Source organism: Rhodococcus sp. HNM0569 (assembly GCF_012726205.1).
Taxonomy (GTDB): domain Bacteria; phylum Actinomycetota; class Actinomycetes; order Mycobacteriales; family Mycobacteriaceae; genus Rhodococcus_F.
In genome coordinates this window covers 13,152-34,151 of the sequence record NZ_JAASAE010000003.1, presented here as the reverse complement: position 1 = coordinate 34,151, position 21,000 = coordinate 13,152, and the positions used below count along the sequence as shown (strand labels likewise).

Genomic DNA, 21,000 nt, shown 5'->3' with positions numbered 1-21,000 from the left:
GTGTGAGGACGCGGTGCATCCTCACACCTACAGGGTGAGAGAATCGCCGCATGACCACGATTCGGGTAGCGGCGTGCGCCGCAGCACTGCTGGCGGTTGCGTTGGGGGCCACAGGATGCAGCGAAAGCGGCGAGACCGATACACCGACGACGTCGACAGTGGCGCAACCTTGGGATCCGTGCACGATCTCCGACGAGGCACTGCGCCGGGCGACGCTCGACCCCGCGACCGAGGGACCAGGCCTGACCGCCGACCCACCGGACCAGAAGAGCTGTGGTTGGGAAAACAATGACATCGACGTGATCGTGACTTCCTTCGCTTCGGCGACGCCAGACCAGTTCCACGAAAGCCTCGACAACATCGATTTCCAGAACGTCATCGTCGGCGGTCGGCAATCGGTGACCTTCCGGCAGGCGAGCGATGAGCCGGGCAGGTTCTGCCATTTGGCGATACCGTTCCAAGATGGTGGGCTCGCGTTGATGCAGGTCGCGAGGTCAGCATTCGCTATCGACAGAAACAGGTCGATGTGCGACTGGGCAGTGCAGGTCGGCGAGGGGCTGGTTGCCGAGCTGCCCCGCTGACGAATAGCATTCGTTCCGTTTCTATGACAGCAGGGGGAGGGCCAGTCGGATGACTGATGAAGCATCGGGGGTGGACGTCTTGATGTCCTTGGCGGGCGAGGCAAAGGCGGGCGAGCTCGTACTCGACCCTGACGTCGCACACGACTGTGCGAAAGCAGCAAGGGATGCGATTAAGTCCTTGCAGGCTGTCCAGTCGCGGATGAGCCAGCAAACCGTCCGGCTCCCGCTGGGCGACTTCGATTGCGGACACCAGCTGGCGGGGATGCTGCAGGAGACGACCCAGCAGTTCATCGACCGCCTCGACGAGCACATCACCTGCTTGAGAGCGATTCACGACATGGTAGGGGCGCAAGTGACGGCGACAGTGACCACCGACGACGAGACGTCGCAGGCAGTGGCACGCATGAACAGCCGGATCGAGGCCTGAACCCATGACACCGCAACCACAACCACAGATCCCCGGCATGGACAAGGTCATGACCGAGCTGAACAGCGTCCCCACGGTCACCGGCCGCCCGGAGCAGTTCATCGGCCCAGCCGGTTCCACGCCTCCGGGGCTCGAAACTGCGCCCCAATACGCCGATCTCGAGATGCAGTCCCGAACCGTGGTGTGCACGAACTTCGAGGCGTTCGACCACAGCGCGCTGGTGACGAACGTCGAACCCATTCAGACCGCATCGGTCGACGCATTCAGGCAGGAATGGGCGAACGGCACGAACACCGTCACCGACACCTTCGCGACATTCGCTTCCTCGATCGGCCGCGCAATATCCGAAAAGTGGCAGGGCGCTTCGGGCGAAGCGGCGTCCACGGCGATTCTCGGCTACGCGAAAAATTCGGCACGCATGGCAGATGCAACGAATCTGATTGCGCGCCAAGTAGGATTGCTCGGCGACTCTCTCGGCCAGACCAAGAGCAATCTGCCTGGCGAGCCCGCGGCAACCTTCCCGGGAAAGATCGCAGGCTTTTTCGGCGCCGACGGCTGGGACGACGAGCGGCGGGAGAATGCGAAGCGGCAAGCCGTCCAACTCCTCAACAACGTCTACTACGGCAACGGGATCTCCCCGACGGCTGAAGCTCTGCCGAAGTTTCCCGACGTTCGCTCGCCGATCAACAGCGCGCCCGGAGCGACCGGTGGCCAACCCAGCGGCGGCACATCGACGCCCGGCGGTGGCGGCGAGCCGCCGACCGGTCGGGACGGCGAACAGCAAGCCGGCGCACCCACAGGCGGAGGCGAAGGCGATGTCGGCACGTCGCCCACCGACCCCGGCTCGGCACAGGCCGGCACCGAATCGGGTTCCAGGGACGGCCTGGGATCGCCGGACTCGTCGGCGCAGACGGTCGCCGCCAGCGCACAGCCGAGCGGTATCCCGGGCATGGGCGCAGGCGGACTCGGAGCAGGAGGCGGCGGAGGCAGTGCCGGTGGTCTCAGTGCAGGCGGCGTCGGCGGCGGAGCCGGAGCGGGCGGACTGACCGCGGTACCTCCCGGCGGCGGTGTCGTCGCAGGGCCGGGCGGGGCCGGTGGAATGCGGCCCGCCGCCGCCGCGGCGGCCGGTCGAGCGGGCATGGGCGGCATGGGCATGGCACCCATGGGCGGAGCCCGCGGCGGTGGCCGCGGTGAGGGCGACAACGAGCACAAGACGCCCGACTACTTGCAGAACGACGAACTGCGCCAGTGGATCGACGAGCAAGCCGACCGCGGCTACGCGCCGGTGATCGGAGCCCCACGGCCCGCGCCTGGGGACGGCAACGGCGGATCCGGGCAGCAGTGAACGCCTGGACATTCGACCCCCTGACCTACCAGGTCGCATGGCGCTCGTTCGGCGTCGATCAGCCGCACTACCCGTTCCAGTATCGGCCGACGAGCGGCACCATGGACGAGTACGAACGCGAATGCCTCATGGCGGCAAGGCGTTTCCAAGGGCAGCTCGACGAGGATCTGTACTGGGCATTTGCCACCATGCTCGCCCCCGAAGCGCGCGTGTACCTCTGCGGGTTCGCCGGCCCGGAAGACTCGCAGAAGGTTCGGGCCTTTGCCGCCGTACGCGGAATGCATGCGACGGTCATGCGCCAAGACCCCGGTCCGGATCACCGCTGCGGTGGCACCGTCCACGTGACGCGGATTCCGTTCGGCAGCTGCGGCTCGTCGATCGCGCGCACGCTCCCGACCACTGATCCGGGGCGCCGACCGCGGCTCGACGTCGACCGCCGCGACCTCGAGGACGAGCAGGACGACTACGGCTCCGCGACGTCGTGGCTGCACGCCCCCAGCTCGCGGGCGACACCGAAACAGGAGTTCGAACGTCTTCTCGGCCTGCCGCGCGAGGGAGCCGGACGCATCGAGGTGTACTCCGGCGCGACGATCGGCGAGCGCGCCACGGGCCGTGTGCGGGAAGTGCGCTGGGTCGACCTCGTCGACGACGGCCGCTATCTCGTCGTTCCGGGCTCACGCACCGTCACGATGGCGCCGGGCCACAGCGACGCGCTTGCACAGCACGTCCAGAAGCTGCTCGCCGCCGCGACCGAGGACAGCCGCCTCGAACTTCAGCGCTGATCGGCACCCGCTTTGCGGGCCCGCCGCGCCTGTTGGCGCTCGAACACGAGGCGCAGACCGTCGAGGGTCAGATTCGGCTCCCACCGCTCGACTGTGGTGGACTCGGGCACGATCAGCGGAGCCGTGCTGCCCGTCGCGACGACGGTGACCTCGCGGCCGAGAGTGTCACTCATCTCGTCTAGTGCGCGGGTCACGAGACCGTCGACGAGGCCCGCGAAGCCGAACACGGAGCCGGCCTGCATGCACTCGACCGTGTTCTTGCCGACGACCGAACGGGGACGCACCAGTTCGACGCGCCGCAGCGCCGCCGACTGCGACGCGAGCGCGTCGCTCGAGATCTCGACACCAGGGGCGATCGCGCCGCCCAGGAACTCCCCCTTCGCCGACACCACGTCGACGACGGTGGACGTGCCGAAGTCGACCACGACGACCGCTGTGCCGAACATGTGGAAGGCGGAGAGCGCGTTGACGATCCGGTCGGCGCCGACCTCCTTGGGGTTGTCGACCAACAGCGGCACCCCGGTACGCACACCGGGCTCGACGACGACGTGCGGCAGGCCCGACCAGTAACGCGCAACCATCACGCGCAACTCCCGCAGCACCGACGGCACCGTGGACAGCGCGGACACACCGGTGATCGACTCCGCGTGACCGCCGAGCAGGCCGCGGAAGGTGAGCGCCAATTCGTCGGCCGTGACGCCCGGTTCGGTGCGGATACGCCAGTCGCGCACCAGCTTCGCGTGATCACCCGCCCCGGTGAACAACCCAAGCACGATGTGGTTGTTGCGGACGTCGATGGTGAGGAGCATGGTCAGCCGCGCTGGGCGGCGAGCTCGCGCGGATCCCGCAGACCCGAGTCGGCGGGCACTCGAGCCGGATCCGACCCGAGTTCGACGGGGCGGTTCTCGCCGTCCACGAACACGACTCGCGGCGCGTACTCGCGGAGCTCGGCCTCGTCCATGATGCCGTACGCGATCAGAATGACGAGATCGCCGGGATGGACGAGATGCGCTGCCGCACCGTTGATCCCGATGACGCCGCTCCCCCGTTCACCCGCGATGACGTAGGTCTCGAGGCGGGCGCCGTTGTCGATGTCGACGATGCAGACCTGCTCACCCTCCAGCAGGTCTGCGGCGTCCATGAGGTCCTGGTCGACGGTGACCGAACCGACATAGTGCAGGTCGGCCTGCGTGACGGTGGCACGATGGATCTTCGACTTCATCATGGTGCGAAACATCAAAGCATTCCTAGTTTTTCGGTGGCGGGGTGGAAGTTGACAGGTATCGGACTCAGCCGGCCGCGGCGGACGCGTCGCGTTCGAGGAAGCCGGTGCCGACGGCGACACCGACGTTGTCGATCAGTCTCGTGGCGCCGACGCGCGCCGCGACGAGCAACCGGCCGTCGCCGCGCTCGGGCGCGGGTCCGAGGTCGGCGCCGCGCACCTCGAGATAGTCGACGTCGATCTCGGGTGACGCGGCGAGCACCTCGCGCGCTGTCGCGACGATCGCGTCGGCGCCCCCCGCTGCGGCGTGGGCGCCTGCGAGGAGTGCCGCGGACAGCGTGGTCGCCGCCGACCGCTGCGCCTCGTCGAGGTAGCGGTTGCGCGACGACAATGCGAGTCCGTCGTGTTCGCGCACCGTCGGCACACCGATGATGCGCACGTCGACGTTGAGATCGGTGACCATCTGCTGGATGAGCACGAGTTGCTGATAGTCCTTCTCACCGAAGTACGCCTTGTCGGGCGCCACGATCTGCAGGAGCTTCGCGACGACGGTGAGCATGCCGGCGAAGTGACCGGGCCTGCTGGCCCCCTCCAATTCCTCGCCGAGCGGGCCCGGGTGGACCGTCGTGCGCGGGCCCGACGGGTACATGACAGCGGGGGTCGGCGCGAACACCAACTCGACGCCCTCGCCGCGGAGGAGCTCGAGATCGGCGTCGAGCGTGCGTGGGTACGCGTCGAGATCCTCGCCCGCACCGAACTGCAGCGGGTTGACGAAGATCGACACGACGACGGTCGATCCGTCGAGCTTGGCCTGTCGCACGAGCTCGAGGTGCCCGCTGTGCAGTGCCCCCATCGTGGGGACGAGTGCGACGCGCCGACCGGCGCCGCGCAGTGCTTTGGTGACTCGGGTGAGCACCGCCGGATCGTGGTGCACCGTCAACTGGCCGCGCACGTATCCGCCGCGCAGGTCGTGGTCGTTCACTGTCGCCCCGTTCCTTCGAGCATCTCGATCATGTCCTTCCGAGCGCCGGACTGCTGCGCCGTGCGCAGCGACAGCGCGCGATAGCCCTCTGCAAGTGCCGGGTCCACCTTCGCGAGCACCTCGAGATGCTTCGCGACCGCCGCGACGTCGCCGCGCGCGACAGGGCCCGTGAGCGCCGCGGGACCGCGGCGCAGCGCATTGTCGAGCGCCGCCGACAACAACGGCGCCAGGACGCGTTCGGCGACACCGCCGGGATCGCCGTCGACCAGTTGCTGACCGAGTAGTTCGTCTCCGGCGAGAGCCTCCCGCAGTGCGGCGACGGCGTCGACGACGAGCGTGACCAGGTGATTGCTGCCGTGGGCGAGCGCCGCGTGGTACAGCGCCCGCTTGTCCTCCGCGACTCGCACCGGCTCGCCACCGATCTCGAGGACGAGCGACTGGGCGACGGCATACCCGATTTCGTCGGCGGCGGTGACACCGAAGCAGCACGACGACAAGCGCGCGGTGTCCTCGTCCTGGCCGGAGAACGTCATGGCCGGGTGGATCGCGAGCGGGACGACGCCCTGTTCGGCGAGCGGTGCGAGCACGTCGACGCCGTTCGCACCCGACGTGTGGACGACGATGGTGCGGGGCGACACGGCACGCGTCTCGGCCAGGCCGCGGACGAGGCCGGGCAACTCGGTGTCGGGAACCGCGAGCACCAGCAGCTCGGAGCGGGCGGCGACATCGGGAACCGGCAGGATCTCGCTGTCGGGGAGGCGCGTACGTGCGCGGTGGAGTGATCTGTCGGACACCGCGGACACGGCGCCCACGACGTGCCCGACGCGTTCGAGTGCGGCGCCGACGGCCGTACCGACCCTGCCTGCCGAGACGATGCCCACCGTCAGTCGTGCAGGTGCGGGGCCGTTAGTGATCCCGAAGGAAGTCACTGCAGTCCTCTCGTTCGTTCCAGTCCCGCCGAGCGGGTACCGGACGTTCTGCGGCGAGGATAGCGCGCGTCCATGCGACGCCGCCAACAGGTGCCGTCGGCACGACGATCAGTCGGCGCGACGGCGGCGGCCTCCACTGCGCTGCTCCGAGGACGCTCGGGCGAGGATTTCCGCGACCGTGAGTCCGTTCGCGTGCGCACCGCTCGGCCCGTCGTCGTCCTCGTCCCTGCGCCTGCGACGGCCGCCCTCACGTGCGGGGGCGTCCGTCGTGGGCTCGGCTGCGGTGGCGGCCGCGTCGAGGTCGACCGGACCTTCCTGGTCGGCGACAGCCTCCTCGCCCGACGCCTCGGCCGACTCCTCGAAGGTCTCCGTCTCGTCGACGGTCTCGACCTCCTCTGGCTCGGTGTCGTCCGATGCGCGGTCTTCCGGCTCGGCGGACCGGGGCCGCACCGGTTCGTTCCCGCGCGGCGGTGCGTACCCGGCGCTCGCATAGTCGGCGGGCACGATCGTGGTCTCCGCCGTGACGGGTGCGTCGTCCGGCGAGGCGAACCCGGCGGAGCGAGCCGTGACGGCGCCGTTGCGGACCCGTGCGTCGTGTCCGCCCCGAGCTGTTCCGCCCTGGACCGGGTTGTACCCGCCGCTGTGACCGCCCCGGCCGACGAGTTCCTGGATGCGGGTCGAGTCTGCGCGCAGTGCGACGCGCTCGGCGGGCAGCGGCCCGTCGAACAACACCTCGAGGTTCTTGCGCAGGGCCGCGAGTTCTGCGCGCAGGGCCGCCATCTCCTGCGCGTCCGCCCCGACCTCTTCGCGCACGCGCTTCTCGACAGTGAGCTCGTACTCGCGGCGGGCGGTGACCTCGCGTTCGAGTTGCAGCTCGTACACCTTCTGCAAGTCTTCGGTCTTCGCGCGGTCGAGCGCAGCCTCACGCTGGTACTTGTCGAGTGCGATGGCGCCGAGCAGCGCTGCCCACGCGGCAACGACGACGCCCACCCGGAGCACAACCACGCTGTCACTGAAGACGAGGAACAGCGACGCGACGACGGCCAACGCGAGCATCCCGGCGACGATCAGCTGACCGGACCTGCGCGAGAACCGGCGCGCAGTCTTGCCTCGACCGGGATTCGTCATGACACCAGGGTACGTGGCGACCGGCCCGGAGCCCTGCTCCGATTCAGTCGGGTCGGCTGTCGGTGGGATCGTGCGGTGCGCGGCAGCAGTGTTCGAGCCACAACGCGGCGGCGAGCAGAACGAGTGCGCCGCCGAGCCCGACCCACGCGCCCGGTGTGTCGGACGCCGCCGCCTGCAATGTCGACCGTTGCGGGATCAGGTAGACGAGGAAACCGATCCACACGCCGCCCGCGGCGGCGCCGAGGAGCGCGGAAGCCTTGGCCAGCGCGGCAACTCGTGCGGCGATGATGGGATGCAGATCGTGCAGACCTGCGCCCACCTTCCGCTTCTCGATGCGGGCCCGGATCATGAATGCGAGGACGACTTCGATCGCCGCGACCGGATAGAGAGACGCACCCGCGAGCAGCGGGATCGGCGGGAACGAGCCGTAGAAGACGCGCACGAGGATCCAGGTTGCGACGAGCGCCACAACCCCGATCGTGACGAGATCCCAGATCCTGGTCGGTTTCACGTGCCCACCGGCCCGTCCGCTCGCACGCCGTCGCGCTCGTCGGCGTCGAGCAGTGCGAGCGCCGCGTCGACCCGTACCGCGCGGCCGTCGACGACCAGTTCGGCGTCCGGCTCGACCTCGAGCCACGGCACGAGCACGAACGCCCGCTCGTGGGCACGCGGGTGCGGGAGTGTCAGTTCGGGGTCGTCGCTGCGGACGTCGACGCCGTCGGCGTCGCGGCACACGACGATGTCGACGTCGAGTGTCCGCGGGCCCCACCGGACGTCACGCACCCGTTCGGCATCGCGCTCGAGTTGCTGCGCCCGGCCCAGCCAACCTCGGCAGTCCGTGGCCGGGTCGTCGACCACGACGATCGCATTGAGGAAATCCTGCTGGTCGACGCCGCCCCACGGGGCTGTGCGATACGCCGACGACACTGCCACGACGTGCGGTGCGAGCCCGGTGAGTACCGACGCCAGGTGTGCCCGGCTGTCGCCGATGTTCGAACCGATCGACAGCACGGCGCGCGTCACCGCTCCGCCCTCCCCCGATCGGCGGTTCCGTCCCGCGCGGCTACCCGGTCCACGACGACCGCGACGTCGTCGAACGCCAGCGGTATCGGCGCCGACGGCTTGTGCACGGTCGCCTCGACGCGGTCGATGCGCGCGTCGTAGGCGAGGACGGCATCGGCGATCTCGCCCGCGACCGTCTCGATCAGGTCCCGGCTCGGCCCGCTCACGACGGCCGCCGCGAGTTCGGCGAGCTCGCCGTAGTGCAGCGTGTCGGCCAGATCGTCGGACCGCGCCGCGGCGGCGAGCGAAGCCCACACCGTCAGATCGACCACGAAGTCCTGGCCGTCGCGCTTCTCGTGCGCGAAGACGCCGTGGTTGCCGCGGACCCGGAGCCCGCGCAGTGCGATGCGGTCAGGCACGCCCACGCTCCCAGGCATCCGCGACGGCGATCGCGTCGAGCGAGCCCCGCACGTCGTGCACGCGCACACCCCACGTGCCGTGTGTGGCCGCGAGCGCCGAGACCGTCGCCGTGGCCGTGTCGCGCTCGACGGGCGGCGGCGGCACGCCGTCGGCACCCGCGAGACGAGCACCGAGGAAACGCTTGCGCGACGCCCCGATCAAGACCGGATAGCCGAGCGCGTTGAACTGTGGGAGCGCATGCAGCAGCGCCCAGTTGTGGTCGGCGTTCTTCGCGAATCCGAGGCCCGGATCGAGGACGATCGCCTCCGGCGCGACTCCTGCCGCGAGCGCGAGGTCGACCTGTTCGAGGAGTTCGCGCGTGACGTCGGCGACGACGTCGTCGTAGTGGTCGGCGGTTCCGCGATGCACGTAGTCCGCGGCCGACCGCCAGTGCATCAGGATCCACGGCACGCCCGCATCGGCCACGACGGCCGCCATGTCGGCATCGGCGCGACCGCCGGACACGTCGTTGATGATGTGCGCACCCGCGTCGAGTGCCGCGGCGGCGACCGACGCGCGCATCGTGTCGACGCTGACGCAGATACCCTCGGCCACGAGGTCGCGCACCACAGGCGCGACGCGTGCGGCCTCGACATCCGGATCGACGCGATCGGCCCCGGGACGGGTGGACTCGCCGCCGACGTCGACGACGTCGACACCGAGTCGCGCGAGGCCGAGCGCGTGCGCGAGGGCGGCGTCGCGATCGAGATAGCGGCCGCCGTCGGAGAAGGAGTCGCTCGTGACGTTGAGAATGCCCATGACGGCCGTGCGGCCGGGATTCGGCAACAACGGGTGCACGGCGGTCACTTGCGCCGGATCAGGTCGAGAGCTTCGGCGCGCGACACCGCGCTCGACTGGAGGATGCCGCGCACGGCGGACGTCGTGGTGGTGGCGCCTGCCTTGCGGATGCCGCGCATCGCCATGCACAGGTGTTCGGCCTCGACGACCACGATGACGCCGCGCGGATCGAGCTTGCGCATCATCGCGTCCGCGATCTGGCTGGTGAGCCGCTCCTGTACCTGCGGACGCTTCGCATACAGATCGACGACGCGGGCGAGCTTGGAGAGGCCGGTGACCCGTCCCGTCGCGCCGGGGATGTACCCGACGTGCGCGACGCCGTGGAAAGACACGAGGTGGTGCTCGCACGTCGAGTACATCGGGATGTCGCGTACGAGTACGAGCTCCTGATGTCCCTCGTCGAAGGTTGTGTCGAGCACGTGATCGGGGTCGGTGTACAGGCCGGCGAACACCTCACGGTAGGCGCGGGCGACTCGAGCGGGAGTGTCGAGCAGCCCCGGTCGATCGGGGTCCTCTCCCACGGCGACGAGGAGCTCACGCACGGCGGCCTCGGCCCGCGCCTGATCGAAGACACGGCCGGTCGCCGTCGCCTCCGGTTCGTCCGGGCTCACCTCGCCTGGGAGCACGGGCTCCACCTCCACTGATTCGCGCGTCTGCTGCACGTGTCGTCACCCTACTTCCGGGCCCGGGACGGGCTACGCGCAGGCCGAACCCGGCGCGGTGGACGGTCAGCGGTTTCCGCTACCCCACTGCTGGGTGGGCGCGTTGCCGCCGCCTGCCCCGTTGCCAGGGCCTCCGGCACCGTTGCCACTGCCTCCGGCACCGTTGCCACTGCCGCCTTCGCCGTTGCCGTCGCTGCTGTGCCTGCCGGAACCGTCGGGCTCGATACCGGGCGGATTCCAGCCTGCCCCCTGTTCCCGGGGCGGCCAGCCCGGAGCGGACCAGCCCGCAGGCGCACCGTAGTCGGGTCCCTGGTTCTGCCCCGGCGCTGGCGGTTGGTACTGGCCCGGCTGGTAGCCCTGGCCCGAGTACGCACCCTGCGGGGCAGGCTGGTACTGGCCGGGCTGCGGATACTGCTGCCCGGGCTGCTGGTACTGGCCGGGTTGCGGGTAGGTGTTGCCGTTCTCGTGGCGCACGCCCGGGCGACCGTTGGGGTCGGCCTGACCTCCGTTGTTCACCCCACCGTTGGGCACGCCGGGGGTGCCCGCCATGGCCGGTTCGGGCGGCCACGGCTCGCCGCGTTCGGCCGCGAGCTCGCGGGGCGTCTTGATCGGCGGCTTGTCGGACGGAGTGCGCTCGCCGAAGTCGTTGAACAGCGTGATCCGCGGACGCTTCTCGACGGACGTGAAGATCCGCTCGAGATCCTTGCGGGTGAGCGTCTCGTGTTCGAGCAGCTCGCCTGCGAGGGTGTCGAGGACGTCGCGGTACTCATCGAGGATCGCCCACGCTTCGGTGTGCGCGGCCTCGATGAGGTTGCGAACCTCTTCGTCGATCTCGCGGGCGATCTCGTGCGAGTAGTCGGACTGCTGGCCCATCGACCGGCCGAGGAACGGATCGCCGCCCTCCTGGCCGTACCGCACCGCACCGAGCTTGGCGCTCATGCCGTACTCGGTGACCATCGCCCGGGCGATCTTCGTCGCCATGTCGATGTCCGACGACGCGCCCGTCGTCGGTTCGTGGAACACGAGTTCCTCGGCCGCACGGCCACCCATCGCCATGACGAGTCGCGCGATCATCTCGGACCGGGTCATGAGGCCCTTGTCGTCCTCGGGGACCGTCATCGCGTGGCCACCGGTGCGCCCACGCGCCAGGATCGTGACCTTGTAGACGGGTTCGATGTCGGGCATCGCCCACGCCGCGAGGGTGTGGCCGCCCTCGTGGTAGGCCGTGACCTTCTTCTCCTGTTCGGAGATGATGCGGCTCTTGCGTCGCGGACCGCCGACGACACGGTCGACGGATTCCTCGAGCGCGGCCTCGGTGATGACGTTGCCGTTCTCGCGCGCGGTGAGCAGCGCGGCCTCGTTGACGACATTGGCGAGGTCGGCACCGGACATGCCGACGGTGCGCTTGGCGAGGCCCTCGAGATCCGCATTCGGGTCGATCGGCTTGCCCTGCGAGTGCACCTTCAGGATCGCGCGACGGCCGGCCAGGTCGGGGGCACCGACCGGGATCTGCCGGTCGAAGCGACCGGGGCGCAGCAGCGCGGGATCGAGAATGTCGGGGCGGTTGGTGGCGGCGATGAGGATGATGCCCTGCCGGTCGCCGAAGCCGTCCATCTCGACGAGCAGCTGGTTGAGCGTCTGCTCGCGCTCGTCGTGGCCGCCGCCGAGACCGGCGCCGCGCTGACGGCCGACCGCGTCGATCTCGTCGACGAAGATGATGCACGGGCTGTTCTGCTTCGCCTGCTCGAACAGGTCGCGTACTCGGCTCGCGCCCACACCGACGAACATCTCGACGAAGTCGGACCCGGAGATCGTGAAGAACGGCACGCCTGCCTCGCCTGCGACGGCGCGCGCGAGGAGGGTCTTGCCGGTGCCGGGCGGGCCGTACAGCAGCACGCCCTTCGGGATCTTCGCGCCCAGAGCCTGGTAGCGCGCCGGATTCTGCAGGAAGTCCTTGATTTCGTAGAGCTCTTCGACGGCCTCGTCGGCACCCGCGACGTCGGAGAACGTGGTCTTGGGCATGTCCTTCGACAGCTGCTTGGCCTTGGACTTGCCGAAGCCCATGACGCCGCCGCGGCCGCCGCCCTGCATGCGACTCATGATGAAGAAGAACAGGCCGAGGAGGATGACCATCGGCAGCACGAACAGCAGGATCGAGGTGAACCAGCTCTCCTGCGTGACCGTCGTGCTGTAGCTCGTGAGGTTCTTGTCCCGCACCGTGTCGAAGATCTGCTCGGACGCCGACGCCGGGTACTTGGCGATGATCTGCGTCTCGCCCTCGGTCGCGTCGTTGCCGCCGTTCAGCCACAGGCGCACCTGCTGCTCGCGGTCGTCGATCTGGGCCTTCTCGACGTTGTTCTCGTCGAGCTGGGCGATCGCGACCGACGTGTCGACTTCCTTGAACCCGCGTGTGTCGTTACCGAAGTAACTGAACAGGTAGATCACCAGCAAGATGCCGGCGACTATCGCCAGATTGCGGATCACAGTCTTTCGGTTCATACAGGTCGACCGAGGTGGCCGGTCCTTTCGAGAGTGCGGGCTTTGCGTGCAGATCTTGCGTTGTCAACCGGACAAACCAGGTTACCGCGCGTCGTAGCCCCCACGTTCGGGGGCGCACACGCGGACGCCCGACACCGACCGACGTCTTTCTTGCCAACGCGCACGACGCCGCGATGGTTCCCGGCACCGCGAAGCCCGTGTTCGCGCGCGTGCGCGCCGCCCGAGCCGCGGAACGACTCCGCTCGGGATCAGCCGCCGTAGACCTTGGGGTCGAGGGTGCCGATGTACGGCAGGTCGCGGTAGCGCTCGGCGTAGTCGAGGCCGTAGCCGACGACGAACTCGTTCGGGATGTCGAAGCCGACATGGGCGACGTCGACGTCGACCTTGGTGGCCTCGGGCTTGCGCAGCAGCGTGACGACCTCGAGCGAGGCCGGATTACGCGTCGACAGGTTCTTCATGAGCCACGACAGCGTGAGACCCGAGTCGATGATGTCCTCGACGATGAGCACGTGCCGCCCGGCGATGTCCTTGTCGAGGTCCTTGAGGATGCGCACGACGCCCGACGAGGACGTGGACGACCCGTACGAGCTGACGGCCATGAACTCCATCTGCGCCGGGATGGGGAGGGCACGCGCGAAGTCGGTCATGAAGAAGATCGCGCCTTTGAGAACGCCGACGAGGAGCAGGTCGCCTTCGGGGCCGCCTTCGGGATACCGCTTCGCGACTTCCTCGGCCAGCTCGGCGGTGCGTCTGCGGATGTCCGCTTCCGAGATCAGCTCCGATGCGATATCGCCCTCGTACACGCCGTCAAACCCTTCCTCGGTCTTCGAATGCGGTGTTCAGAGTGCCACGTCGCCGAGACACGACCAACCTCGCCTCCGGGGTGCCCCCGCCGATCGCGACCGAACCCTGGCCGTGCCAGCGGGCCACCAGGTCGTCGACGGCACGCAGCGTGCGATCGGTGAGTCCCGTTGCACCCGAGCCGATCAGCCACGAACGCAGGACGCGGCGGCGGACCGCAGGCGGGTGCTGCGCGAGCGCGGACGCGTCGACGCCGTCGGCGGTGACGGTGCGGGATGCCACACGTGCGGCGTCGGCGTCGAGCACCTCCCCGTCCTCCCGCAGGTGTACCGCGGTGCGGGCGAGAGCGGGTGCGACGCCGCCGCCGAGCACCTCGTCGAGCAACGGAAGAACCTCGTGCCGGAGTCGCACACGGGTGAACTCGGCGCTCGTGTTGTGCGGGTCGTCGTGCGGCTCGACCGCGAGTTCGCTGCACGCGGCACGCGTCGTGCTGCGACGTACCGCGAGCAACGGCCTGCCCCACGGCGGGTCGAACGCCGCCATGCCGCGGAGCGAGCGCCCGCCCGAGCCGCGTGCGAGGCCGAGGAGCACCGTCTCGGCCTGGTCGTCGAGGGTGTGCGCGAGCAGCACGGGACGCCCGTCGCGACGGTCGTCGAGTGCCGCATAGCGTGCGCGCCGGGCGGCGGCTTCCATCCCGCCGTCGCCGTGCACGTCGACCTCCACGACGCGCGCACTCACGCACCCCCACGCCTTGGCCTGCGCGGCGGCCCGGCGCGCGACGGCATCGGACCCGTCCTGCAGTCGGTGATCGACGACGACCGCGTGCACGGAGTCCGCTTCGACGACCGCCGCGGCGGTCAGCGCGAGGGAATCGGCGCCGCCCGACAGCCCGACCGTGACGTCGCGTGTCGCGGCGTCGGCCAGCCACGCCCGCACCGCGTGCCGGATCTCGAGGATCGCGGGCTGCTCGGGTGGGATCAGCCGAGGACGCGTGCGATCCATGCGTCCGGGTCGTCGATCTCGTCGTAGCGAGGGAGCGTGCTCGCGTCGGTCCACACGACGTTGAAGCGTTCCATCCCGACCTTCGCGACCACCGCGTCGACGAAGGCCTTGCCCCGCACGTACTGCGCCATCTTCGCGTCCATCCCGAGGAGTGCACGGATGAGCCGCTGCACCGGATTGGCGGGCCTGCGGCGCCTGCGGTCGAACGCCGCGCGAATGGTCCCGACGGTCGGCACGACGGCCGGGCCGACGGCGTCCATCACGTGGTCGGCGTGCCCTTCGAGCAGGGTGCCGAGCACGAGGAGCCGGTCCAGTGCGTCGCGTTGCGCGGGGGCCTGCGATTCGCGCAGCAGCCCGACGAGTCCGCCCGGACCGGTGCGCGGAGCGTTCTCGCGCCGAGCGCGGACGGCCGCCGACAGTCGCGCGATCATGTCGGTGAGTGGCTCGTCGTCCCCCCCGCCGAGAGTGTCGACGGCCGACTTCATGTGGTCGGCGAGCCACGGCGACGACGAGAACTGCACGCGGTGGGTGACCTCGTGCAGACACACCCACATGCGGAAATCGTGCGGTTGCACGCGGAGCGCGCGTTCGACCGCCACCACATTGGGCGCGACGAGCAGCAGCGTGCCGTCGTCGGTGAACGGGTCGTACTGGCCGAGGATCGCCGACGACAGGTACGCGAGCATGACGCCCACCTGCAGCCCTGCGGGTTTGCCGACGACGAGCCCGCGGGCGGCGTCGTCGCTGCCGGTCAGCTCCGCCATCGACGACGTGGCCGCGCTGATCCAGCCGGGCCGGTCGAGGACGCGCGCCGCGGGAATCGGCAGGCCGTCTGCGAGACCGGTGACCTCGCGCACCGGCGATTCGGCGCGAACCGCGGCGGCGACGAGTTCGGCGGTGACGGCGTCGTGGGTGTAACGCGACATCGCGGGGCCCGGCCGCGCGAGCCGAGCTCCGGTGCGTGCGGCGAGGTTCCAGTCGACGGATCCGGAGAACAGGCCCGATTCGGCGTTCTCCGTGCCGGTGGCGTCGTCGCCGCGCGACGTCATGGGCACCCGCACGTGCGGAGGGTCGCGGCGACGGTGTCGAGTGCGGGCCTGCTGACCTCGGGCGGGCGTCCGTTCGAGAGCAGCGCGAACGTGAGCGCACGGCCGTCCTGATCCACGACGTATCCGGCGAGGCCGCTCGCCTCGGACAGCGTGCCGGTCTTCGCTCGCACCCACCCGGCGCCGACGCGATTGCCCGACGCGTAGCGGTCGGAGAGACTGCCGGTGGACCCGGCGACGGGCAGGTAGTCGAGCAGCGCGCGCAAGCGGGGATCGCCGTTGCCTGCGGCGGCCGTGAGGACGTCGTCGAGGGCGCGGGCCGTGACACGGTCGTCGACCGAGAGGCCGCTGGTGTCGTGCAACACGACGCCGGTCATGTCGAAACCGGCGTCCGACAGGGCACCGACGACGGCCGACGCGGCGCCGTCGAACGTGACCGGCTTTCCACGGCTCACGGCGACCTCCCGTCCGACGGCTTCGGCGAGCACATTGTCCGAGTGTTCCATCATCTGGCGCAGCCGGTCACGCAGTGGAGCCGATCGCACCGTCGCGACGGCCGTCGCGTCCACGGGAGCCGCGGCCGCCGTGACGGCCGCGGGATCGAGCCCGAGTGCCGACGCGAGCGCCTTGCCCGCGTCGAGTGCGGGGGTGGCGCTGCGCGGCGATTCGTCGACTCGCGGGTCGGCGCGACCGCCGTCGATCATGACCGGTTCCGTGGGCGTGATGTAACCGGCGCCGATGTCCTCGGGGAACCACCCGGTCGCCATGTTCGGCCCGCCGTAGATGCTCGCGTCCACCGCGACGGACTGCACGTCGGTGCCCGACGCGCGGACCTGGTCGACGAGGTCGGACAGGTGCGCCGCCCCCGGGTAGTACCCCGTCTGCCCGACGGGCAGGGACGTGAGCGTGGGGTCGCCGGCCGCGACGAGGACGATCTGGCCGGGCTGTGTCCCGGCGACGACCTTGGTCTCGAGCCGCTGGTCGGCAGGCAGGGTGAGCAGTGCGGCCGCGGCGGTGAGCACCTTCGTGGTGGACGCGGGTGTCATCGGCGTGGACTCGCCCGCGCTCCACAACACGTCGCCGGTGAGCGCGTCGCGCACGCTTCCGGTGAACGCGCCGAGCGCGGGATCGGCGACGGCGGGACCGAGCGCGGCGGCCACGCCGCCCGGCAGTGGCGCGTCGGACGCGAGGGGAACGACGCGCGGCTGCGGGTCGACGAGTTCGGGCGCGGGTGCGACGCGGGCGTCCTCCGAGTTGCGTGAAACCTGCACCGCCACGACGACGGCCGCGACGGCGACCGCCAGCACGAGCACGGTGACGATCAGGATGCGCATGTTGCGGCGGTGCCGCACCTCGAGAGTGCCCGACTTGCCCGCCACTGGACCTCCGCCCGTTCCGATCTCGACCCCTCGCGCGCCCGCGCCGAACGCACCATGCTTCCCACTGCGCTCATCGGCAACGGGCGACGACACAACCCTAGCGGTGAACCGATATCCTTCCCGACGAAACGTCAGCGACGAGCGAAGTGAGGAACCGGCGTGGAGTTCGACGTCACCATCGAGATCCCCAAGGGTCAACGGAACAAGTACGAGGTTGACCACGAGACGGGGCGCGTCAAGCTCGACCGCTACCTCTACACGGCGTTCGGCTACCCCGCCGACTACGGCTACATCGAGAACACGCTCGGCGAGGACGGCGACCCGCTGGACGCGATGGTTCTGCTGCCCGAGTCGGTGTTTCCCGGCGTCCTCGTCGAGGCCCGTCCGGTCGGCATGTTCAAGATGGTCGACGAGGCCGGCGGCGACGACAAGATCCTGTGCGTTCCGGCCGGCGACACCCGGTGGGATCACATCCAGGACATCGGCGACGTGTCGCAGTTCGAGCTCGACGCGATCAAGCACTTCTTCGTGCACTACAAGGATCTCGAGCCGGGCAAGCATGTCGAGGCCGCCGACTGGGTCGGGCGCGCCGAGGCCGAGGCCGAGATCGAGGCGTCGTTCGCACGGTTGAAGGCCGACGGGGGCCACTGACCGGACGGCGGTCGGGATTCGACTGCCGTGACCGCGGTACCAGACGACACAGGGCGGATGTTCCGAGAACATCCGCCCTGTGTCGTCGTATGCGAGGTCAGGCGCCCTTGAAGTCGGGCGTGCGCTTCTGGAAGACCGCCGTGACCGCCTCGGTCAGGTCCTCCGACGGCAGGAATGCGGCATTCCAGGCCGCGACGTAGCGCAGGCTGTCGTCGACGTCCGCCGAGCGCGTGTGGTCGAGCACGTTCTTGACGCCCTGCACCACGAGCGGCGGATTGCCCGCGATCTCGGCGGCGGTGGCGTGTGCGGCAGCGAGGAGCGCATCGGCGTCGTCGAACACCTCGTTGACCAGACCGATGCGCTCGGCGCGCTCGGCGGTGATGTCCTTGCCGGTGAGCGCCAACTCACGCAGATGTCCGTCGCCGATGATGCGCGGGAGCCGCGCCAGCGTGCCGACGTCGGCGACCATCGCGACCTTGACCTCACGCACGGAGAACTTGGCGTCCGCCGATGCGTAGCGGATGTCCGCCGCGGTGATCAGATCGACGCCGCCGCCGATGCACCAACCCTGGACGGCAGCGACGACCGGCTTGCTGCAGTCGGCCACCGCGGTGATGGCGGCCTGCATGCGCCGGATCGTGGCGTGGAACTCGGTGCGCGCCTTCGCTTTCGCGCCGTCGGCAAGCACCGGGCCGAGGTCGCCGCCCATGGCCTGCAGGTCGAGGCCGTAGGAGAAGTTCTTGCCGGAGCCCGCGAGCACGACGGCGCGCACGTCCGCGTCGGCGTCGAGGTCCGCGAAGATCTGCGGGAGTTCGGACCAGAAGTCCGGCCCCATCGCATTGCCCTTGCCGGGGCCGACGAGCGTCACGCGCGCGACGTGGTCCACCGTCTCGACGGTGAACGCCTTCCAGGTCTGCTGTTCGGTCATTACCCGAGAGTAGCGATGCACCGCGCCCGCCATAGCCGGTGGCCTCGAATACCGTGCCGGCAGTGTCTGTATATTTCGGTCACACTAAATGGAGCTGCCGAGGGGGATTTCCGCATGGACGTACTGCCGTACGCAGGCGCCGCGACGCGCAACGCATGGAAGCTGACACTCGGCGGCGGCATCCGCCGAGAGGTCCGGACCCCGCGCACACTCGTGCGCGCCGGCCACCACCGCGACCTGTACACCTTCGGCCGCCCCGGCGCCCGCGTCGACGCCGCACGCCGACCGGTACTGCTCGTTCCACCGCTCGCAGCGCCCGCGACGTGCTTCGACCTGCGCCCCGGCCAGAGCCTCGCGGCGCACCTCGTCGATTCGGGGGCACCCACCTATCTCGTCGACTACGGCACCATGACCCGCTCGGACGGCGACCTCGGGTTCGAGTCGTGGGTGCACGACATCCTCCCCGACGCGATCGACCTCGTGGCCGGGCGACACGACGGCGCACCCGTCGACGTCATCGGCTGGAGCCTCGGCGGAACCCTGTCCCTGCTGACCGCTGCGGCACATCCGTCACTGCCGATCGGGTCTCTCACGGCCCTCGCGACACCCGTCGACTACAGCCGCATCCCCACGATCGCACCACTGCAACTGATCGGACGGGTCGTCACCGAGCGCCCCCTGACGGCAGCGACCGACCTGCTCGGCGGCCTCCCCGCGCCGATCGTGCAGGCAAGCTACCGGTTCACGGCACTACCCCGCGAGATCCGGCGCCCGATGTTCGTCGCGCGCAACATCCTTCGGCCGGACGCACTCGCCCACATGCAGTCGATCGACCGCTTCATGGGCGACATGCCGGGCTACCCCGCGCGGTTCTTCGCGCAGATGTGCGCGCAACTGATCCTCGGAAACTCGTTGGCGGAGGGAGTATTCACCCTCGACGACAAGGAGGTCCGACTCTCCGACGTCGAGGTCCCGGTTCTCGCGATCGGCGGCGACTCGGACGTCATCGCACCCGTCGCGTCGGCGGAGGCGGTGCGGACCGTCCTCACCGGCGCACCCTCGGTTCGATTCGAGACCGTCGGCGGCAGCCACCTCGGCGTCGTCGCCGGCGCTGCGGCTCGCACGACCACATGGCGACACCTCGACCGATTCCTCACCGGGCAGGCGGCACCCGTGGCGTGACACGCGCCACGCGCCTACCGATCAGTAGCCTTCTACGCTGTCTCCCATGTCGAGGCAACTGCACCGGAACGCCGCCCACGTCGCCGCCACGCTCATTTCCCGTGGCCACCACGGCGTGATCGTCACGCAGTCCGATTCGACCCGCACCGCGGCCGACGCCGCCGACGCGTTGGGTGTCGGCGTCGGCGCCATCACGAAGTCGCTGGTCTTCCTCCTCGACGACGACCCCGTGCTGCTCCTGGTGTCGGGCGCCCACGAAGTCGACCTCGAACGCACCGGCAAGAGGCTGCAGGGCGAACTCACTCGCGCGCCGCTCGACACCGTCCGCGAAGTGACCGGCCAGCCGATCGGCGGAGTCGCCCCCGTGGGGCATCCGACCAACCTGCCCACCTACATCGACAACGCGCTGGCCGACCATCCCGAACTCTGGGCAGCCGCTGGACACCCGAACACTGTGTTCCGCACCACATTCAGCGAACTCGTCCGTATCACCGCGGGCCTCGCGATCGACGTCGACTGAGCCCTACGACACGGCCCCGGTCGCACCATTCGGACGGGGCCCGGCAATCCGGTGGACCTTACGACGCGAGAGCGGCGCCCCGCGCGAGCGTGCGCGCGGCAGCACGCACCGACTCCACCGCGTCCACCCGTACGCGCGCACCCCGGTCGCCCAACCACGCCAGTGTCTCGTCCAGCACACGATCGACGACGCCGTCGGCGGGCAACGGCAACACCGTGACACCGTCGGCCACTCCCGCGGCCACGATGTCGTCGATCAGGCCACCGAGACCACTCGGTGTACCGACGTACCGCAATGTCGCATCGGCTGCCGGACGCAGCGACGCACCCAGAGCCGCGAACTCGCGGCGGGCACGGCGCGCGTCCGGCGCCACCACCACCTCGACGTCCACGAGCACCGTCACACCGTCCGGATCACGCCCCTCGACGACCGCGTCCGCGCGCACCTGCTCGCGGGTGGCCTGCGCGTCCCGCAGATCCAGCGACCGGATACGCACGATGTTCGCGCCACACTCCGCGCCGTCCGCGGCCGTCACGGCGGTCCACGCCGCGTCGCCGGGCACCGAGCCGAGCCCGGTGAGGTCGATTCCGACCGGTATCGATCGCGTGTTCGTCATGGCGGCACCTCGGTCCTCGTCGGTGCGGTGGCAGTCGGCCGGCGACGCACCACCAGCGG

At 69.8% G+C, this 21,000-nt stretch carries 24 protein-coding genes; 7 read left to right on the top strand and 17 right to left on the bottom strand.

Annotated features, from left to right (window positions below):
* Positions 1-50: 50 nt before the first annotated feature.
* Genes HCA44_RS04815 through HCA44_RS04800 form a run of 4 tightly spaced genes read left to right on the top strand, consistent with a single transcriptional unit; the run spans position 51 to position 3,135 of the window.
* Entirely contained in the window at positions 51-581 is a 531-nt protein-coding gene (locus tag HCA44_RS04815) for a DUF3558 domain-containing protein (RefSeq protein ID WP_169647403.1), read from the top strand.
* A gap of 49 nt (positions 582-630) precedes the next feature.
* Entirely contained in the window at positions 631-1,008 is a 378-nt protein-coding gene (locus tag HCA44_RS04810; RefSeq protein ID WP_169647402.1) for a hypothetical protein, read from the top strand.
* Positions 1,009-1,057: 49 nt separating this feature from the next.
* On the top strand, positions 1,058-2,353 hold the full coding sequence (locus HCA44_RS04805; protein WP_206037745.1) for a hypothetical protein: 1,296 nt from the start codon (positions 1,058-1,060) through the stop codon (positions 2,351-2,353).
* Entirely contained in the window at positions 2,350-3,135 is a 786-nt protein-coding gene (locus HCA44_RS04800; RefSeq protein WP_169647400.1) for an ESX secretion-associated protein EspG, read from the top strand. Before HCA44_RS04805 ends, HCA44_RS04800 begins: the two co-directional genes overlap by 4 nt.
* Here HCA44_RS04800 and HCA44_RS04795 read toward each other — a convergent pair.
* The 15 genes from HCA44_RS04795 to dacB form a co-directional block, all read right to left on the bottom strand.
* Entirely contained in the window at positions 3,126-3,944 is an 819-nt protein-coding gene (locus HCA44_RS04795) for a type III pantothenate kinase (RefSeq protein WP_169647399.1), read from the bottom strand. The genes HCA44_RS04800 and HCA44_RS04795 overlap by 10 nt on opposite strands.
* Before the next feature lie 2 nt (positions 3,945-3,946).
* The gene (panD, locus tag HCA44_RS04790) at positions 3,947-4,372 is read right to left on the bottom strand and encodes an aspartate 1-decarboxylase (RefSeq protein ID WP_169647398.1); all 426 of its coding nucleotides are present in this window, start codon (positions 4,370-4,372) and stop codon (positions 3,947-3,949) included.
* A gap of 52 nt (positions 4,373-4,424) precedes the next feature.
* Positions 4,425-5,339, bottom strand: coding sequence for a pantoate--beta-alanine ligase (panC, locus tag HCA44_RS04785; RefSeq protein WP_169647397.1), 915 nt, complete (start codon positions 5,337-5,339; stop codon positions 4,425-4,427).
* On the bottom strand, positions 5,336-6,268 hold the full coding sequence (locus HCA44_RS04780; RefSeq protein WP_169647396.1) for a DUF2520 domain-containing protein: 933 nt from the start codon (positions 6,266-6,268) through the stop codon (positions 5,336-5,338). Before HCA44_RS04780 ends, panC begins: the two co-directional genes overlap by 4 nt.
* Positions 6,269-6,376: 108 nt before the next feature.
* Positions 6,377-7,396: a DUF6779 domain-containing protein gene (locus tag HCA44_RS04775; protein ID WP_169647395.1), complete on the bottom strand. Its 1,020-nt coding sequence runs from the start codon at positions 7,394-7,396 to the stop codon at positions 6,377-6,379.
* A 43-nt stretch (positions 7,397-7,439) separates the two neighbouring features.
* The gene (locus tag HCA44_RS04770) at positions 7,440-7,907 is read right to left on the bottom strand and encodes a DUF3180 domain-containing protein (RefSeq protein WP_169647394.1); all 468 of its coding nucleotides are present in this window, start codon (positions 7,905-7,907) and stop codon (positions 7,440-7,442) included.
* Positions 7,904-8,419 carry a 2-amino-4-hydroxy-6-hydroxymethyldihydropteridine diphosphokinase gene (folK, locus tag HCA44_RS04765; protein WP_169647393.1) on the bottom strand — a complete coding sequence of 172 codons (516 nt, stop codon included), beginning with the start codon at positions 8,417-8,419 and terminating at the stop codon, positions 7,904-7,906. Before folK ends, HCA44_RS04770 begins: the two co-directional genes overlap by 4 nt.
* Positions 8,416-8,817 carry a dihydroneopterin aldolase gene (gene folB, locus HCA44_RS04760; protein ID WP_169647392.1) on the bottom strand — a complete coding sequence of 134 codons (402 nt, stop codon included), beginning with the start codon at positions 8,815-8,817 and terminating at the stop codon, positions 8,416-8,418. The genes folK and folB overlap by 4 nt, the downstream gene beginning before the upstream one ends.
* Positions 8,810-9,616, bottom strand: coding sequence for a dihydropteroate synthase (gene folP / locus HCA44_RS04755; protein ID WP_169647763.1), 807 nt, complete (start codon positions 9,614-9,616; stop codon positions 8,810-8,812). Before folP ends, folB begins: the two co-directional genes overlap by 8 nt.
* Positions 9,617-9,660: 44 nt before the next feature.
* Positions 9,661-10,281 (bottom strand): GTP cyclohydrolase I FolE, encoded by a 621-nt coding sequence (gene folE / locus HCA44_RS04750; RefSeq protein WP_169647391.1) that lies wholly within the window; start codon positions 10,279-10,281, stop codon positions 9,661-9,663.
* 102 nt (positions 10,282-10,383) lie between these two features.
* Positions 10,384-12,816, bottom strand: coding sequence for an ATP-dependent zinc metalloprotease FtsH (ftsH, locus tag HCA44_RS04745; protein ID WP_169647390.1), 2,433 nt, complete (start codon positions 12,814-12,816; stop codon positions 10,384-10,386).
* Between the two features lie 248 nt (positions 12,817-13,064).
* Entirely contained in the window at positions 13,065-13,619 is a 555-nt protein-coding gene (hpt, locus tag HCA44_RS04740) for a hypoxanthine phosphoribosyltransferase (protein ID WP_169647389.1), read from the bottom strand.
* 4 nt (positions 13,620-13,623) lie between these two features.
* A complete protein-coding gene (tilS, locus tag HCA44_RS04735) occupies positions 13,624-14,619 on the bottom strand; it encodes a tRNA lysidine(34) synthetase TilS (protein ID WP_169647388.1) in 996 nt (331 codons plus the stop codon).
* Positions 14,595-15,668, bottom strand: coding sequence for a zinc-dependent metalloprotease (locus HCA44_RS04730; protein WP_169647762.1), 1,074 nt, complete (start codon positions 15,666-15,668; stop codon positions 14,595-14,597). Before HCA44_RS04730 ends, tilS begins: the two co-directional genes overlap by 25 nt.
* Positions 15,665-16,999: a D-alanyl-D-alanine carboxypeptidase/D-alanyl-D-alanine-endopeptidase gene (gene dacB, locus HCA44_RS04725; RefSeq protein ID WP_169647761.1), complete on the bottom strand. Its 1,335-nt coding sequence runs from the start codon at positions 16,997-16,999 to the stop codon at positions 15,665-15,667. Before dacB ends, HCA44_RS04730 begins: the two co-directional genes overlap by 4 nt.
* Positions 17,000-17,203: 204 nt before the next feature.
* Between dacB and HCA44_RS04720 the strand changes: the two genes are divergently transcribed.
* Positions 17,204-17,695, top strand: a complete 492-nt coding sequence (locus tag HCA44_RS04720) for an inorganic diphosphatase (protein WP_169647387.1) — start codon at positions 17,204-17,206, stop codon at positions 17,693-17,695.
* Between the two features lie 97 nt (positions 17,696-17,792).
* On the opposite strand, the gene HCA44_RS04715 is transcribed toward HCA44_RS04720, so the two are convergent.
* Positions 17,793-18,623 carry a crotonase/enoyl-CoA hydratase family protein gene (locus HCA44_RS04715; RefSeq protein WP_169647386.1) on the bottom strand — a complete coding sequence of 277 codons (831 nt, stop codon included), beginning with the start codon at positions 18,621-18,623 and terminating at the stop codon, positions 17,793-17,795.
* Positions 18,624-18,737: 114 nt separating this feature from the next.
* Between HCA44_RS04715 and HCA44_RS04710 the strand changes: the two genes are divergently transcribed.
* On the top strand, positions 18,738-19,805 hold the full coding sequence (locus tag HCA44_RS04710; RefSeq protein WP_169647385.1) for an alpha/beta fold hydrolase: 1,068 nt from the start codon (positions 18,738-18,740) through the stop codon (positions 19,803-19,805).
* A 46-nt stretch (positions 19,806-19,851) separates the two neighbouring features.
* Positions 19,852-20,325 carry a YbaK/EbsC family protein gene (locus HCA44_RS04705; RefSeq protein WP_169647384.1) on the top strand — a complete coding sequence of 158 codons (474 nt, stop codon included), beginning with the start codon at positions 19,852-19,854 and terminating at the stop codon, positions 20,323-20,325.
* Positions 20,326-20,383: 58 nt separating this feature from the next.
* On the opposite strand, the gene HCA44_RS04700 is transcribed toward HCA44_RS04705, so the two are convergent.
* A complete protein-coding gene (locus tag HCA44_RS04700; RefSeq protein ID WP_169647383.1) occupies positions 20,384-20,941 on the bottom strand; it encodes a hypothetical protein in 558 nt (185 codons plus the stop codon).
* Positions 20,942-21,000: the final 59 nt, after the last annotated feature.

What these genes read in the sequence shown, in the direction of transcription:
- HCA44_RS04815 (WP_169647403.1), top strand. Translation starts at nt 51, where the DNA reads ATGACCACGATTCGGGTAGCGGCGTGCGCCGCAGCACTGCTGGCGGTT.
- HCA44_RS04810 (WP_169647402.1), top strand. Translation starts at nt 631, where the DNA reads ATGACTGATGAAGCATCGGGGGTGGACGTCTTGATGTCCTTGGCGGGC.
- HCA44_RS04805 (WP_206037745.1), top strand. Translation starts at nt 1,058, where the DNA reads ATGACCGAGCTGAACAGCGTCCCCACGGTCACCGGCCGCCCGGAGCAG.
- HCA44_RS04795 (WP_169647399.1), bottom strand. Translation starts at nt 3,944, where the DNA reads ATGCTCCTCACCATCGACGTCCGCAACAACCACATCGTGCTTGGGTTG.
- panD (WP_169647398.1), bottom strand. Translation starts at nt 4,372, where the DNA reads ATGTTTCGCACCATGATGAAGTCGAAGATCCATCGTGCCACCGTCACG.
- HCA44_RS04775 (WP_169647395.1), bottom strand. Translation starts at nt 7,396, where the DNA reads ATGACGAATCCCGGTCGAGGCAAGACTGCGCGCCGGTTCTCGCGCAGG.
- folP (WP_169647763.1), bottom strand. Translation starts at nt 9,616, where the DNA reads ATGGGCATTCTCAACGTCACGAGCGACTCCTTCTCCGACGGCGGCCGC.
- ftsH (WP_169647390.1), bottom strand. Translation starts at nt 12,816, where the DNA reads ATGAACCGAAAGACTGTGATCCGCAATCTGGCGATAGTCGCCGGCATC.
- tilS (WP_169647388.1), bottom strand. Translation starts at nt 14,619, where the DNA reads ATGGATCGCACGCGTCCTCGGCTGATCCCACCCGAGCAGCCCGCGATC.
- HCA44_RS04730 (WP_169647762.1), bottom strand. Translation starts at nt 15,668, where the DNA reads ATGACGTCGCGCGGCGACGACGCCACCGGCACGGAGAACGCCGAATCG.
- dacB (WP_169647761.1), bottom strand. Translation starts at nt 16,999, where the DNA reads ATGCGCATCCTGATCGTCACCGTGCTCGTGCTGGCGGTCGCCGTCGCG.
- HCA44_RS04715 (WP_169647386.1), bottom strand. Translation starts at nt 18,623, where the DNA reads ATGACCGAACAGCAGACCTGGAAGGCGTTCACCGTCGAGACGGTGGAC.
- HCA44_RS04710 (WP_169647385.1), top strand. Translation starts at nt 18,738, where the DNA reads ATGGACGTACTGCCGTACGCAGGCGCCGCGACGCGCAACGCATGGAAG.
- HCA44_RS04705 (WP_169647384.1), top strand. Translation starts at nt 19,852, where the DNA reads ATGTCGAGGCAACTGCACCGGAACGCCGCCCACGTCGCCGCCACGCTC.
- HCA44_RS04700 (WP_169647383.1), bottom strand. Translation starts at nt 20,941, where the DNA reads ATGACGAACACGCGATCGATACCGGTCGGAATCGACCTCACCGGGCTC.